This window comes from Stenotrophomonas sp. RIT-551, assembly GCF_026241915.1.
In the GTDB taxonomy this organism is placed as follows: Bacteria; Pseudomonadota; Gammaproteobacteria; order Xanthomonadales; family Xanthomonadaceae; genus Stenotrophomonas; species Stenotrophomonas bentonitica_A.
This window is the reverse complement of sequence record NZ_JAPJIU010000003.1, coordinates 107681-123166: the sequence shown is the minus strand read 5'-3', so window position 1 is coordinate 123166 and position 15486 is coordinate 107681. Positions and strand designations below refer to the sequence as shown.

The window sequence follows — 15486 nt, the reverse complement described above, 5'->3', positions numbered from 1 at the left end:
GCGAGTGGCTGCGCCATGCCTCCCCCGTTGAGTCTTCCCCCAATGTCCGCTCGCAATCGCACCCGTGAGGTCTCCGCCGCCAAGGCCGAGGCCCTGGTCAAAACCGATGCCCTGCGTGCGCGCCGGCGCCGCATCACGCAGACCGTCGTGCCTGGCGACCACATCGAACGTGCCAGTGGCCGCGACCATCGCGTGCTGTTTGTCGTCTCGGAGATGGCCGACTACATCAAGGCCGGCGGCCTGGGTGATGTCGCCGCCTCGCTGCCGCGTGCGCTGCGCGACCGCGCGGACATGCGCGTATTGATTCCCGGCTATCGCGAGGTGCTCGAGCGCACCGGGCCGATGCAGGTGATCGGGCAGACCCCGGCGCACGCGGCGTTGCCAGCCTGCGTGATCGCACACACCGTGCTGGACGACGGATTGCCGGTCTACGTGCTGATCTGCCCGGAGCTCTATGAACGCGACGGCTCGCCGTACGTCGACGCTGCCGGGGAGCCGTGGGCCGACAACGCGGTGCGCTTTGCCACGCTGTCGCGCGCGGCGGCGGTGATCGCCGCAGGTGAGGCCGGCATGGACTGGACGCCGGGCCTGCTGCACCTCAATGACTGGCCGTGCGCGCTGGCCGCAGCCTACGTGCGCTGGTCGGGCAGCAAGGCCTCGTGCCTGCTCACCATCCACAACCTGGCCTACCAGGGCCTGTTCCCGGCCAGCCTGGCCGCGGACCTGGGCATCGCCGAGGCGCAGCGTGAAGCGCTGGATTTCCACGGGCAGCTGTCCTTCCTGCGCGGCGGCATCGTGCATGCCGACCAGGTCAATACGGTCAGCATCAGCTATGCCGCGCAGATCACCGCGCCGGCGGAGGGCTGTGGCCTGGACCGGCTGCTCTCGCGCCGTGCAGCGCTGGGGCACCTGAGCGGCATCGTCAACGGCATCGACAGCAGCTGGGACCCGCGCACCGACCATCACCTGCCGGTGCATTTCAGCGTGCAGTCCTGCGAAGGGCGCGACCACAACGCGCGCCATGTCCGGCGTGCGTTCGGCCTCCCCGAAAGCCGGGGTCCACTGTTCGCGGTGGTCTCGCGGCTGGTCCACCAGAAGGGCCTGGACCTCACCTGCGACGTCGCCCCGCAGATCGTCGCCGCCGGTGGCCAGCTGGTCATCATCGGCGGTGGCGAGCCTCAGATCGAAGCGCAGGTGCGTGAACTCGCGCGCCGCTATCCGGGTAGCGTCTCGGCCTACATCGGTTTCGATGAAACGCTTGCGCGCCGCATGTTCGCCGGCGCCGACTTCCTGCTGATGCCATCGCGGTTCGAGCCGTGCGGCCTGAGCCAGATGTACGCCCAACGCTTCGGCTGCCTGCCGATCGCGCACGCCACCGGCGGCCTGATCGATACCGTGGACGATGGCGTCACCGGCTTCCTGTTCAACGGCGCCGAAGCCGATGCGCTGCGCCGCTGCGTGCAGCGTGCATTCCGCACCTTCCGTCAGGCCGGGCTGATGGCGGCGATGCGCCGCGCGGCGATGCTGCGCCCGAGCGGCTGGGATATCGCCGGCACGCATTACCTGGATCTTTATCAACGCACCACGGAAGCACGCGCATGAGCACGCAATGGGAACTGGATGCCGGGATCGAGCCCGGCGGTGAGAGCGTGTCCGCAGCGCCTTTGGCCGAGGCGGCGTTGTCGCCGGCGCGGGCGTCGATTGCCGCCGGCGCGCCTGGCGATGCCTTCGCGCTGCTGGGCCCCCACCGTGATGCCACCGGCGCCTGGCGCCTGCACGTGCTGTTCCCGGCCGCACTGGCGGTCCTGCGCCGCGACACGGCCGGCCACTGGCGGCCGATGGCCGCCATGGGCGAGGGCATCTTCGAGGCGCCCATCGAGGGGCCCGTGGTGAGCCTGCTGCGGGTCGATTGGGGTGGCGTGCAACAGGAGATCGAAGACGTTTACGCCTTCGGCCCCGTGCTGGACGAGGACGCGCTGGCCGGCATCGCCGCCGGCGACCCGAACAGCATCCGCGTGGCGCTGGGTGCGCACCAGGCACAGCAGCAGGGTATCGATGGCGTGCGTTTCGCCGTCTGGGCCCCGAACGCGCGCCGTGTTTCGGTGGTGGGCGACTTCAATGGCTGGGACGGGCGGCGTCACCCGATGCGGCTGCGCCATGGCGCTGGCGTGTGGGAGATCTTCCTGCCGCGCGTGGAGGCCGGCGCGCGCTACAAGTTCGAGATCACCGCAGCCGACGGCACCCGGCTGACCCACAAGGCCGACCCGATGGCCCGCCAGTCCGAGCTGCTGCCGGGCACGGCCTCGGTGGTGGCCGATGGGGCGCAACGTGCATGGCAGGACGACGCCTGGATGCAGGCGCGCGCATCGATGGACGACCGCGCGATCTCCATCTATGAAGTCCACGCCGGTTCCTGGCGGCGCAGTGACAACGGCGACGTGCTCGACTGGGACCAGCTCGGCGACCAGCTCATTCCCTACGTGACGGGCCTGGGCTTCACCCATATCGAACTGCTGCCGGTCAGCGAGCATCCGTTCGGCGGTTCGTGGGGCTATCAGCCGCTTGGCCTGTACGCCCCCACCGCGCGGCACGGCGGGCCGGACCGTTTCGCACGCTTCGTCGATCGTTGCCACCAGGCTGGACTGGGGGTGATCGTGGACTGGGTCGGCGCGCATTTCCCGTCCGATGCCCATGGCATGCAACGCTTCGACGGCACCGCGCTGTATGAGCACGATGACCCGCGCCAGGGCCTGCACCCGGACTGGGACACGCTGATCTACAACTTCGGCCGCAGCGAAGTGACCGGCTTCCTGATCGGCAGCGCACTGGAGTGGATCGAGCGGTTCCATATCGATGGCCTGCGCGTGGATGCCGTCGCCTCGATGCTGTATCGGGACTACAGCCGCGAGGACGGGCAGTGGATCCCCAACGCGCACGGTGGCCGCGAGAACCTGGAAGCGATCGCCTTCCTGCGCGACCTCAACGATGCCGTCGCCCGGCAGGCACGCGGCGTGCTGGTGATCGCCGAGGAATCCACTGCGTGGCCGGGCGTGACCGCCCCCAGCGGCGAGGGCGGGTTGGGCTTCACCCACAAGTGGAACATGGGGTGGATGCACGACACGCTGAGCTACCTGGGGCGCGACCCGATCCATCGCTCGCACCATCACAGCCAGATGACCTTCAGCGCGATGTACGCCTTCTCCGAGCAGTTCGTCCTGCCGCTCTCCCACGATGAAGTGGTGCACGGAAAGGGATCGCTGCTGGGCAAGATGCCCGGCGACCGCTGGCAGCAGCTGGCCAACCTCAGGGCCTACCTCGGTTTCATGTGGGCCCATCCGGGCAGCAAACTGCTGTTCATGGGCGGTGAATTCGCGCAATGCACCGAATGGAACCACGATGCTCAGCTGGACTGGGCACAGGCGTCCGAGCCGGCCCACGCGGGCGTGGCGCGGATGGTCGGCGACCTCAACCGGCTGCTGCGCGAGCTGCCGGCGCTGCAGCACGGCAACCGCACCGAGCAGGGATTCGAGTGGAGTGTGGGCGACGATCACGTCAACAGCGTGCTCGCCTTCATCCGCCATGATCCGCGTGGCCGCGCGGGCCCGCTGCTGGCGGTCAGCAATTTCACCCCGATGGCGCGCCAGGGCTATCGCGTAGGGGTGCCGCACGCCGGGCGCTGGCAGGAAGTGTTCAACAGCGACAGCCGTTTCTACGGTGGCAGTGACATCGGCAACCATGGGCAGGTCGATACCCTGCCGATCGCGATGCACGGGCACGCGCAGTCACTGGCCTTGACCCTGCCGCCACTGTCCACTGTGTTCCTGCAGGTGGAGGGGTGACGGCGGGAGAGCGATTCGGCGCTTGGCGGCAGCCTGGAGGTGACCATGTCTTCCGTCTCTGGGCGCCGGCCGCGCACTCCGTGGAGCTGCTGCTCGACGGCGAGGCGCTGCCGATGCAGGCAGCCGACGACGGCAGCTACTGGATCCGGCTGGTCTGTGCACCGGGGGCGCGCTACCGCTACCGCATCGACGGGACGCTCAGCGTTCCCGATCCGGCCTCGCGCTGGCAACCCGAAGGGCTCAACGGCCCCAGTGCCGTGCTGGACGAAGATGGCCATGCATGGCAGCACGCCGATTGGGCGGGCAGGCCGTGGGAGGAAGCCGTCCTCTATGAAGTGCACGTGGGTGCTGTGGGCGGCTACGCCGCGCTGCAGGCGCAACTCCCGGTACTCGCAGCGATGGGCATCACCGCCCTTGAACTGATGCCCCTGGCCACCTTTCCGGGGACGCGCAACTGGGGCTACGACGGCGCATTGCCCTACGCGCCGGCCGCCGCCTATGGCAGCCCGGATGAGCTCAAGGCGCTGATCGACCACGCGCATGCGCTGGGCCTGATGGTGCTGCTGGACGTGGTCTACAACCACTTCGGCCCGGAGGGCAATCATCTGCCGCAGTATGCGCCCGCGTTTTTCCGTGACGACGTTACCACCCCGTGGGGTGCGGCGATCGACTTCCGCGAACCGCACGTGCAGCGCTTTTTCATCGACAACGCGCTGATGTGGCTGCGCGAGTACCGGTTCGATGGCCTGCGCCTGGACGCCGTACACGCGATCCAGCCGCCGTCGTTCCTCGCCCAGCTGCGCGAGGCGATCCAGACGCACGGGCCGTCGCACCAGGTGCACCTGATCCTGGAGAACGAGCACAACACCGCCTCGCTGCTGGCCGATGGTTACACCGCGCAGTGGAATGACGACTTCCACAACGCGCTGCACGTGTTGCTGACCGGCGAAACCGAGGGCTACTACGCTGATTTCGCGGCCAACCCGACCGCACAGCTGGCGCGGGTGCTGGCCGAGGGATTTGCCTGGCAGGGGGAAGTCAACCGCCTGGGGCAGCGGCGGGGCGAACCCAGTGCGGGGCTGTCGCCGGCGCACTTCGTGATCTTCGCGCAGAACCATGACCAGATCGGCAATCGCGCCTTCGGCGACCGCCTGCAGACACTGGTGTCGCCCGAGCGGCTGCAGGTGGCGCTGGCGCTGACCGCCCTGACACCGATGATTCCCTTGTTCTTCATGGGTGAGCCGTGGGGCGCGCGCGAGCCTTTCCTGTTCTTCACCGATTTCGATGCGCCGCTTGACCAGGCGGTACGCGATGGCCGCCGTGCCGAGTTCAGCCACTTCAGTGCCTTTGCCGATCCGCAGGCGCAGGCCTCGATCCCGGACCCGAATGCCCTGGCGACCTTCCAGGCATCGCAGGCGCCGCTGCCGTCAGCCGAAGCACGTCAGCAGAACCCGTGGCTGGCGGCCTTCCGCAGCGTGCTGGCCCTGCGCTGGCAGTACCTGGTGCCGCAATTGCGGCACGCGCGCAGCCTCGGCGCGAGCGTGCTCGGCAACGGCGCAGTACGCGCAGGCTGGCAACTGGGCGATGCCCAATGGTGGCTGGCCTTCAACCTTGGCCAGACCGCCGTGCTGGCCGATCTACCTTATGGCGAAACCGTGCTGCAGCTGGGCGAGGTCGGGCACGGCCAGCTGCTGGCACCGGCCGCGCTGCTGGTGCGGCGCGTGGCGGCATGAACGCCACGCCCGCGCTTGCCAGCCTGGCCGAGGCCGCCGGGCTGCTGATCCGCTGGGAGGACGTGCACGGCACGCCGCGCCTCGTCGAACAGGACACCCTGCAGAGCGTGCTGGACGCATTGGGCTGGCGCGCGGGAACACCGGTGCAGTGCCAGCAGAGCCTGCAGCATTGCCTGCACGAGCGCGCCGTCCCGTCGCTGCGCACCGTGCAGCTCGGTGAGCCCCTGCTGCTGGATGTAGAAGGCGCAGGCGAGTGGTGCGATGAACGCGGTCACACCATGCCGGCGACGCGGGCACGAGCCGGTGTCTGGGTAGTGCCGGAGCAGCCCGGCTACTGGCGCCTGCGCGTCGGGCAGGATGAGCATGCCGTGGCGGTGGCGCCGACGCGCTGCTTCAGCGTGGCCGATGCCACCGGTCTCGCCGAGCCGCGCAGCTGGGGCGCGGTGCTCCAGGTATATGCCGCGCGCCGTGCCGGTGATGACGGCATCGGCGACAGCAGTGCTGCACAGCAGTGGTGTGAGCGCATTGCCGCCGCCGGTGGCGATGCGGTGGCGCTGAGCCCGCTGCACGCCGCGGGCCGGATCGATGCGTCCTTCAGTCCCTATTCGCCGAGTGACCGTCGCTTTCTCGAGCCGGTGTATGCCGGCACGCTGGAGGAGTGGGACATGGCCGAGGACGATGCGCCGGACCCGACGCCGGCGGATGGCTTGATCCACTGGGCCGGCGCGGCGGCACGCAAGTGGCATCGCCTGCAGCAGTCGTACCAGCGGTTCACCCAGGCACCAGAGGCACTGCAGCGTGATCTGCGTGGCTTCGAGCAGGAGGGCGGCGCTGCACTGGCCGCGTTCGCACGATGCAACGCCGCCGCGATGGGCCAGCGCGATCCAGCGTTGCAGGTGCATGCGCAATGGCGCGCTGCGCGCAGCTGGCAGCAGGCGCAACGCCGCGCGCAGGAGGCCGGCATGGCATCGGGCCTGATCGCCGACCTGGCGGTCGGCTTCACCGCCGATGGCGCCGAGGCGGCCGCGGCTGCCGACACCGCCCTGCGTGGGCTGGTACTGGGTGCACCGCCGGACGCCTTCGCCCCTGGCGGACAGGTCTGGGGCATCAGCAGCTACTCGCCGGATGGATTGCGCCGCAGCGGCTTTGCGCCGTTCATCACCCTGCTGCGCGCCGTGATGCGTGACCGGGGCGGGGTGCGGATCGACCACATTCTCGGCCTGCAGCGGCTATGGGTGGTGCCACACGGCGCGGGCTCGGGGCAGGGGGTGTACCTGCGCTATCCGCTGGCCGATCTGCTCAATCTGCTTGCGCTGGAATCCTGGCGCAACCGCTGCATTGTCATCGGCGAAGATCTCGGGGTTGTGCCGCCCGGGATTCGTGACACGTTGGCCGCGCGCGGCGTGCTCGGCATGGATGTGCTCGCCTTCACCCGCGCGCCGGACGGCGACTTCCTGCCGCCGGCGCAGTGGCGGAGTGACGCCGTCGCACTGACCGGCACCCACGATCTGCCAACGCTGGAAGGCTGGCAACACGGCGATGACCTGCGCTGGCGGGCGCGCCTGGGCGCAGCGCCGGCCGCCGATACCGCGCAGGCCATGGCCGCGCGGCGCGAGGACGTGGCGCGGCTGGCCCGCGCGGTCGGCACCGATGGCGCTGCGCCGGATGCCCTCCGGCTGGCCGCGCTGCGGCAGGTCGCCGCCAGCCCGGCGCCGTTGGCGCTGTTGCCGGTGGAAGACGCGCTGGGCCTGCGTGGCCAGGTCAATCTCCCGGGCACGGTCGCCATCCACCCGAACTGGCGCCAGCGCCTGCCATCCCCGTTGCCGTTGCGGACGCTGGACCGTTCGCTGCAGCAGTTCGCCGCGGCCCGCCGCGGCCAGGAGCATTGAGATGGTTCCATTCCGCGCCACCGCCCGCCTGCAGCTGCACGCCGGCTTCGATTTCGATGCGGCCCGCGCGCAGGTGGATTACTACGCTTCATTGGGCATCAGTCACCTGTACCTGTCGCCGATCGCCAGCGCGGTGCCCGGTTCCACGCATGGCTACGACGTCATCGATCCCACCACGGTCAATCCGGAGCTGGGCGGGGAGGCCGGATTGCAGCGTCTTTCCGATGCCGTGCGCGCACGCGGGATGGGCCTGATCCTGGATATCGTGCCGAACCACATGGCGGCGCACCCGCTCAATCCGTACTGGGCCGATGTGCTGGCCCACGGCAAGGCCAGCGCGCATGCCGGCTGGTTCGACATCGCCTGGCGCGCACCGGGGCGTGACGGCAAGCTGTGGCTGCCGGTGCTGGATCGACCGCTGTCCAGCGCGATCGCCGAAGGCGTGCTCACCGTGCAGCGCGCCGCCGACGGATCGGCGGGCGTCGCGCACCATGGCACCGTGTATCCGCTGGCGCCCTCTACCTGGGCCGCAGGCGGGTCGGAGCTGACGGCACCGGCCTTGGCCGGCGTGCTGGCGGCGCAGCCGTACCGGCTGGCGTGGTGGCGCAGTGGCGATGACCGGATCAACTACCGTCGCTTCTTCACCATTGCCTCGCTGGTCGCGCTGCAGATGCACCGCCGCGATGTCTTCGAGACCGTGCACGCACTTCCGCTGCGTCTGGTGGCGGAGGGACGGGTGGATGGCCTGCGCGTGGACCATGTGGATGGACTCCGCGATCCCGCCGGTTACCTGCACCGGCTGCGTGCAGCGCTGGACGCTGCCGGCGCCCGCCGTGGGCTGTCGCCTGGCGCGCTGGGCCTGTGGGTGGAGAAGATCCTGGCGCCGGATGAAGCCTTGCGGGCGGACTGGCCGTGCGATGGCACCACCGGCTACGACTTCATGGACCAGGTCGGTGCATTGCTGCACAGCGGTGCTGGCGGCAACCCGCTGACACGGCACTGGCAGCAGGTCACTGGTGACCCCCGCAGCTTCCGCGAGGTGGAACTGGAGGCCCGGCGCGACGTGCTGGAGCAGGGCCTGCGGGCCGAATTCGATGCTTTCGTCGCGCGCCTCGTCCGCCTTTCGCGCCTCACCGGCGGCATCGCCGCTGATTTCGGCAGGCCTCTGCTGGCGCGCGCGGCGTTGTCCCTGTTGAGTCACTTCCCGGTGTACCGCAGCTATCTCACCCACGCGGCTCCGGGCGCCGAGGATCTGCGGCTGTGGCAGCAGGCCATCGAGGCGGCCATCGCCGGCAGCGCGCCGGACCAGGTGGCTGCGGTCGAGCAGATCGCCGCGTGGGTGCTGGCGCCGCCATCGCAGGAGGATGACCCGGTGCTGCATCGCCGCTGCCTGGCGCTGCGGCAGCGGGCCCAGCTGCTCAGCGCGCCGCTCAACGCCAAAGCAGTGGAGGACAGCAGCTTCTATCGGCATGCGCCGCTGTTGTCCCGCAACGAGGTGGGTAGCCATCCAACGGTACTGAGTGTGTCGGCACCGCGTTTCCATGGGTTCATGCGCGCCCGCCACGACCAGCACCCGCGCAGCCTGCTTGCCACGGCCACGCATGACCATAAACGCGGCGAAGACGCCCGGATGCGATTGGCGGTGGTGTCAGCGTGGCCCGAATGGTGGCTGCGCCAGGTGCGTCGCTTCGAACGGCTCGCAGCGTCCCTCGGTGCCGGTGCACTGCATGCGGCGGACCGCGAGATGCTGTGGCAGACACTGGTCTCGGTCTGGCCGGCCGAGGGTGGATCAGGCGCTGATCTCGCTGCGCGCGTGGTGCAGTGGCAGGCCAAGGCGCTGCGCGAGGGTGGCCAGCGCAGCAGTTGGGGCCATCCGGATGAGGCTTACGAGTCGTGCGCGGCGGCGGTGGTGGAAGCACTGATCGACAGCGATGCCGGGCAGGCGTTCCGCGCGGCCGTGCAGGACGTCGTGGCGCGCATCGCGCCGGCCGGGGCGCGTTTCAGCCTGAGCCAGACCGCGCTGCGGCTGAGCGTGCCGGGCGTGCCGGATCTGTACCAGGGCACAGAAGGCTGGGATCTGTCATTGGTGGACCCGGACAACCGGCGGCCGGTGGACTATGCGTTGCGTGCGCACTGGCGCCAGGATGGGCGTACGTGGCCAGTACTGCTGCAGGGGTGGCGTGATGGCGTGGCCAAGGCGCGCCTGGTGCAGACCCTGCTGCAGGCCCGGAGCAGCGCCCCGGAGCTGTTCGCGCTCGGCGGCTATGTGCCATTGCCGACCACGCTGCCCGATCGCGTGCTGGCCTTCGCGCGCGAACACGGCACGCAGCGGCTGATCGTGGTCGCCGCGATCGCCACCACCGTGCGTCCCGCGCAGGAAGTCACGGCGGCGTTGCCTGCCCGGTTCTGGGGCACGGGCCGCGTGACGATTCCGCAGGGGCGCTATCGCAATCTGCTCACCGGCACGTCGGTAGAAATCACCGACCCCGATATTTCCCTGCGGGCGCTGTCCGATGGCAGCCCCGTGACCCTGCTGATCAACGAGTGAAGCAAGCGCAATGGACGAAAACGAACGACGTGAACGCATCGGGGCCCTGGCCCGCCAGATCTGGGAAGCCGAAGGCCGTCCGGACGGACAGGACCAACGGCATTGGTTGATGGCCGAACGACTGTTCGATGCCGAGCTGCAGGCCGCGGGCCACACCGTCGAGACGCGCCGATGAGTGCCCGCCAGTTTGCCCAGTCCTCGCGCCTGCGGGGCGGACGCCCCTTCCCGTTGGGGGCCACCTGGGATGGCCTGGGCGTCAACTTCGCGCTGTACAGCCGGCATGCGACCAAGGTCGAGCTGTGCCTGTTCAACGAGCGTGGCCGTGAGGTCGAGCGCATCGTGCTGCCCGAGTACACCGATGAAATCTGGCACGGCTACCTGCCGGACGCACGGCCCGGCCAGCGCTACGGCTACCGGGTGCATGGTCCCTACGCACCGGAAGCCGGGCACCGGTTCAACCCCAACAAACTGCTGCTGGATCCGTATGCCAAGCAGATCGTCGGCCAGCTCAAGTGGGCGCCGGCGCTGTTCGGCTACACGATCGGGCACAAGGACAAGGACCTGAGCTTCGACAAACGCGACAGCGCGCCGTACATGCCGCGTTGCGCCGTGGTCGATCCGGCCTTCACCTGGGGCCGCGACACCGCACCGGCCACGCCGTGGGATGACACCGTCATCTACGAAGCCCACCTGCGCGGCCTGTCGATGCTGCACCCACAGGTGCCCGAGCAGGCACGTGGCTCCTTCTCCGCGCTGAAGCAGGACGCGCTGCTGGATCACCTCCGCCAGCTCGGCGTGACCGCGCTGGAACTGCTGCCGATCCATGCCCACGTGGACGACCAGCATCTGCTCGAGCGCGGCCTGCGCAACTACTGGGGCTACAACACGCTGGCCTTCTTCGCGCCCGAACCGCGCTTCATGTCCACCTCCACCATCGCCGAGTTCAAGCAGATGGTGGCCTGCGTGCATGACGCCGGGCTGGAAGTGATCCTGGATGTGGTCTACAACCACACCGCCGAAGGCAACGAGCTCGGCCCGACGCTGTCGTTCAAGGGCATCGACAATGCCAGCTACTACCGGCTTGCCGATGACCCGCGCTACTACATCAACGATACCGGCACCGGCAACACCTTCGACCTGACCAACGCCGGTGCGCTGCGGATGGTGATGGACTCGCTGCGCTACTGGGTGCAGGACATGCACGTGGATGGCTTCCGCTTCGACCTGGCCACCATCCTGGGCCGCGAACGCGCCGGCTTCGATCCGTCGGGCAGCTTCATGGATGCCGTGCGCCAGGACCCGGTGCTGAGCCAGGTCAAGCTGATCGCCGAGCCGTGGGACATCGGGCCGGGTGGCTACCAGCTGGGGCAGTTCGCACCGGGCTGGGCCGAATGGAACGACCGTTTCCGTGACAACGTGCGGGCACTGTGGCGCGGCGATGGCGGCCAGCTGGCCGAGTTCGCCACCCGCCTGATGGGCTCGGCCGATCTGTTCAACCACAAGGGACGGCGGCCGGCCGCGTCGGTGAATTTCGTCACCGCCCACGATGGCTTCACCCTTAATGACCTGGTCAGCTACAACGACAAGCACAACGAGGCCAACGGCGAAGACGGGCGCGACGGCAGCGACAACAACATCTCCTTCAACCACGGCGCCGAAGGCCCCACCGACGACGAGGGCATCAACACGATCCGGGCGCGGCAGATGCGCAACATGCTGGCCAGCCTGCTGCTCGCCCAGGGCACGCCGATGCTGCTGGCCGGCGACGAGTTCGCGCGCAGCCAGGGCGGCAACAACAATGCCTACTGCCAGGACAACCCGCTCACGTGGATCGATTGGCAGCAGGCCGCCAGCCCGGCAGGCCGCCAGCAGTCGCTGTTCGTACGCCGGCTGCTGTCGTTGCGCCGCCGCTACCCGCAGCTGCGCCGCGGCCGCTTCCTGGACGCCCGCGACGAACAGGGCGAAGGCTATGACGTGCGCTGGCTGCGCCCGGATGGCCAGCCCATGGAAGAGGGCGACTGGCACGATGGCGAGGCCCGCAGCCTGGCGCTGCACCTGGGGGCCGCCCGTCAGGAAGACACGCCGCGCGGCCCCGAGCATGCGCACCTGCTGTTGATGTTCAATGCCTCGCACGCGCCGCAGGCGTTCGTGCCGCCCTTGATCGACGATGAACACTGGCGCGTGTTGATCAGCACCATCGACGGTGCGCCGCTGCAGGCGGATGCGGAAGGCCACTGGCCACTGCCGGACCGCGCGATCGTGGTGCTCAGCAGTCGCCGCAACCGCCATTCCGATACGGAAGGCTGAGTTGTCCCAGTCCTCCCGGCACGACGCCGTGCCGGGAGGTCCCAGGTCAGCGCTCCTGGTCCAGCTCGCGCCGGACCACGCCGGCCACCCAGTCCATGAATGCCGCCACCCTTCGGGGTAGATGACGGCGTTGCGCGTAGAGCAGGGTCACCGGCATCGGCTCTGCTTTCACTTCCGCCAGGATCTCCACCAGGGTGCCCGCGGCCAGTGCCTGGCGCACGCCGAGCAGCGGGACCTGGATGATCCCCAGCCCGGCCAGGGCTGCGGCGGTATAGCCCTCGCCACTGTTGACCGTCACCGCACCGGCCATGGGCAGGCTCTGATAGGTCTGCCCGTCGTGATACTCGAATCCGGGCGAACGCTGACCGAGGGTGCTCACGTAATGCACCAGCGCGTGGCCGGCCAGGTCGGCCAGCGTGGTCGGCGTGCCCCGAGCCGCGAGATAGGCCGGGCTGGCGCAGTTGATGATCGGCAGCTGGCCCAGCGGGCGGGCCACCAGGGTGTTGTCGTCCAGTGGACCGACCCGGAGCACGCAGTCGAACCCTTCGCGGATCAGATCGACCCGGCGGTCGGTACCGCTCACTTCCATCTCCACGCCAGGGTGCTGGGCCAGGAAGGCAGGCAGCTGCGGTATCACCAGTTGCCGGGCCAGCCCGCTGGACATATCCACCCGCAGGCGCCCCTTCAGCTGCGCCGTATCGACCCGGAACATGCCCTGCAGGTCGTCCATGTCATGCAGCAGATCGTGTGCCCGCGCCTGGAATTGGGCACCGTCAGCGGTCAGCTGCACCCGGCGGGTGGTCCGATGCAGCAGTTGCACACCCACATCCGCTTCCAGCCGCTGCACGGCCAGCGACACACTTGCTTTGGGGAGACCGAGGCTGTCGGCGGCGCCGGTGAAGGAGCCGAGTTCGGCCACCCGGAGGAAGCAGCGCAGGTGATCGAGGCGATCCATGGATTGTTCGTGATTATTGGATAGTCAAATCAGCATCCGCCGATTTATCCGCGCACGCAACACCAATAGGCTGACAACCATTCCCACAACGCAGGTGTACTGACATGCGCAACGCAACCCGAGTCGTCCTGATCACCGGCGGCAGCCGCGGCCTGGGCCGCAATGCCGCCCTCGCACTGGCCGCCGACGGCGCCGATATCGTGCTCACCTATCGCAGCCAGGCCGGTGCCGCGCAGGAAGTGGTCGCGCAGATCGAAGCACTCGGCCGTCGCGCGGCCGCGCTTCCCTTGGACATGGCCGACAGCGCCGGTTTTGCCGCCTTCGCCAGCCAGGTCCGCAGCGTGCTCGACGGCTGGGGCGAGACCCAGCTGCAGGGCCTGCTCAACAACGCCGGCGAAGGCCTGCACGCGATGATCGCCGACACCACGGTCGATCAGTTCGACGCCCTGGTCGCGGTCCATCTGAAGGGACCGTACTTCCTGACCCAGGCGGTGCTGCCGCTGCTCGCCGATGGCGGCCGCATCCTCAACGTCTCCAGCGGGCTGGCACGCTTCTCGCTGCCGGGCAGCTCGGCCTACGCGATGATGAAGGGCGGCATCGAAGTGTTTACCCGTTACCTGGCCAAGGAACTGGGCGCCCGCGGGATCAGTGCCAACACGCTCGCCCCCGGCGCGATCGAAACCGACTTCGGTGGCGGCCGCGTGCGCGACGACGCGCAGGTCAATGCGATGGTGTCCTCGGTCACCGCGATGGGCCGCCCGGGCAAGCCCGACGACATCGGTCCGGTGGCGGTGGCGCTGCTGTCGCCGCAGACGGCGTGGATCAACGCGCAGCGGGTGGAAGCGTCGGGCGGCATGTTCGTCTGAGATCGCGGGCGGTCGAGGCCGCCATCGTGTGGCATGCGCGGTTGTCATTGCTGGCAGTGGATCGAGGGCCGGTCACAACCGTGGGTCGTGACGCGCTCGGTTGATCGAGTGAGAATGGTTCGCATCAAGCGCCGTCAATGGCTATGATGCGGGTCCTTCCGCCACGCTCGAGCCTGCCTTGAAGACTGCTTCGCCACTCAGCCCTATGGGCCGCGTCTTCGCCACGGTGGCCTTCGTAGAAGCCCTGACGTGGGCCGGCCTGTTGATCGGCATGTATTTCAAGTACCACGCAGCGGATCCAACGCCGGTCGGCGTCAAGGTGTTTGGACCGGTGCACGGCGTCGCCTTCATGGTCTACGTCGTGGTGTCGGTCCTGGCTGCAATCCGCTTGCGTTGGCCGTGGTGGGCCGCACTGCTGGCACTGGCCGCGGCGGTGCCGCCGCTGGTCACGCTGCCGCTGGAATGGTGGTTCAAGCGCCGGGGGCTGTTGTCCGCGCCGCTGCGTTGAAGCCCCCACGGTAAGCCCGCGCAATCGCGGGCCTACCGTCCAGGGCGTCACCCCGCGCCCAACACCGCCAGGATCTGCTTCGGCGTCTGGAACCCCGCCAGTCGGGCGGTTTCGTGACCGTCGCGCACCACCAGCAGCGTCGGTGTCTGGCGCAACCCCAGCTCGCGGAACAAGCCCTCACCCACGGTTTCCAGCTTCACCTTCAACACCGTCATCCCGGCGTCTGCGATGGCGCCGGAGACACTGGCCAACGACATCTCCAGCATCCGGCACCCGGGGCAATCGTCCTTGTGGAAGTCCACCAGCAGCGCAGGGTGTTCGCGCAGGGCGGCGTGGTAATCCTCAGCAGTCCGGGCGTGCAGGGTCAGCATGTCGTGGATGTCTCGGTAGTGGCCAACACGGCGTCGGTCCAGTGGTGGATGGCGTGGGTGTCGGCGGCGCCGTGCGGCATCTGCTCGATCTCCAGCACGGGGGACGGGGAGTGGAAGAAGCGCGCCAGGCGGTGCGCGGCGCCGCAGTAGTACTCGTCGCCCCATTGGGTCTCGCCGGTGCCGAACACCGCGGCCGGGAAGGGCAGTGGCAACCCGAAACGGTCCCGCAGCGCGGCCACGCAGTCCTTCATTTCCGCCGGGGTGCGCCCGGCGTTGTCGGTCCATGAGCCAAGCAGGCACAGGGCGGGGGGATCGGCGGGCAAGGCCCGGGCGATGTCGCCGGCATCGACGTCGAGCCAGTCCACGCGGTGGCCCAGCGCTTCGCATCGGGCCCGGACCAGTATGGCGACCTCGCGGGTATTGCCGCTCAGCGAGGCGAAGGCCAGCAGGATATGCATCGGCATGCGTCC

Annotated in this window: 11 protein-coding genes and 1 pseudogene; 9 read left to right on the top strand and 3 right to left on the bottom strand. The window is 69.0% G+C overall.

All coding sequences use genetic code 11. The annotated features are described in order from the left end of the window. The first annotated feature begins 42 nt into the window (after window positions 1-42). The 7 genes and pseudogenes from glgA to glgX form a co-directional block, all read left to right on the top strand. Complete coding sequence (gene glgA, locus ORK51_RS05035) at window positions 43-1602, top strand: glycogen synthase GlgA (RefSeq protein WP_266084384.1); 1560 nt, start codon at window positions 43-45, stop codon at window positions 1600-1602. Then, window positions 1599-3839, top strand: a complete 2241-nt coding sequence (glgB, locus tag ORK51_RS05030; protein WP_266084383.1) for a 1,4-alpha-glucan branching protein GlgB — start codon at window positions 1599-1601, stop codon at window positions 3837-3839. Before glgA ends, glgB begins: the two co-directional genes overlap by 4 nt. Beyond that, window positions 3836-5572, top strand: a complete 1737-nt coding sequence (gene treZ / locus ORK51_RS05025) for a malto-oligosyltrehalose trehalohydrolase (RefSeq protein ID WP_323053981.1) — start codon at window positions 3836-3838, stop codon at window positions 5570-5572. The genes glgB and treZ overlap by 4 nt, the downstream gene beginning before the upstream one ends. Continuing rightward, window positions 5569-7461, top strand: coding sequence for a 4-alpha-glucanotransferase (locus ORK51_RS05020; RefSeq protein ID WP_266084382.1), 1893 nt, complete (start codon window positions 5569-5571; stop codon window positions 7459-7461). Before treZ ends, ORK51_RS05020 begins: the two co-directional genes overlap by 4 nt. A 1-nt stretch (window position 7462) precedes the next feature. Beyond that, window positions 7463-10009, top strand: a complete 2547-nt coding sequence (gene treY / locus ORK51_RS05015; RefSeq protein ID WP_266084381.1) for a malto-oligosyltrehalose synthase — start codon at window positions 7463-7465, stop codon at window positions 10007-10009. A gap of 10 nt (window positions 10010-10019) precedes the next feature. Continuing rightward, a complete protein-coding gene (locus ORK51_RS05010; protein WP_019184616.1) occupies window positions 10020-10184 on the top strand; it encodes a DUF2934 domain-containing protein in 165 nt (54 codons plus the stop codon). Then, a pseudogene (gene glgX / locus ORK51_RS05005) lies at window positions 10181-12235 on the top strand (glycogen debranching protein GlgX); the annotation flags it as partial. The gene ORK51_RS05010 and the pseudogene glgX, both read left to right, overlap by 4 nt. A 127-nt stretch (window positions 12236-12362) precedes the next feature. On the opposite strand, the gene ORK51_RS05000 reads toward glgX, so the two are convergent. Next, window positions 12363-13271 (bottom strand): LysR family transcriptional regulator, encoded by a 909-nt coding sequence (locus ORK51_RS05000; protein WP_266084379.1) that lies wholly within the window; start codon window positions 13269-13271, stop codon window positions 12363-12365. Window positions 13272-13375: 104 nt separating this feature from the next. On the opposite strand from ORK51_RS05000, the gene ORK51_RS04995 reads away from it, so the two are divergent. Further along, window positions 13376-14137, top strand: coding sequence for an SDR family NAD(P)-dependent oxidoreductase (locus ORK51_RS04995; RefSeq protein ID WP_266084378.1), 762 nt, complete (start codon window positions 13376-13378; stop codon window positions 14135-14137). Window positions 14138-14315: 178 nt separating this feature from the next. Continuing rightward, complete coding sequence (locus ORK51_RS04990; protein ID WP_019184612.1) at window positions 14316-14645, top strand: DUF3817 domain-containing protein; 330 nt, start codon at window positions 14316-14318, stop codon at window positions 14643-14645. Between the two features lie 47 nt (window positions 14646-14692). Here ORK51_RS04990 and ORK51_RS04985 read toward each other — a convergent pair whose 3' ends face one another. After that, window positions 14693-15016 carry a thioredoxin family protein gene (locus ORK51_RS04985; protein ID WP_019184611.1) on the bottom strand — a complete coding sequence of 108 codons (324 nt, stop codon included), beginning with the start codon at window positions 15014-15016 and terminating at the stop codon, window positions 14693-14695. Next, on the bottom strand, window positions 15010-15474 hold the full coding sequence (locus ORK51_RS04980) for a flavodoxin (protein ID WP_266084377.1): 465 nt from the start codon (window positions 15472-15474) through the stop codon (window positions 15010-15012). The genes ORK51_RS04985 and ORK51_RS04980 overlap by 7 nt, the downstream gene beginning before the upstream one ends. Between the last annotated feature and the right edge of the window lie 12 nt (window positions 15475-15486).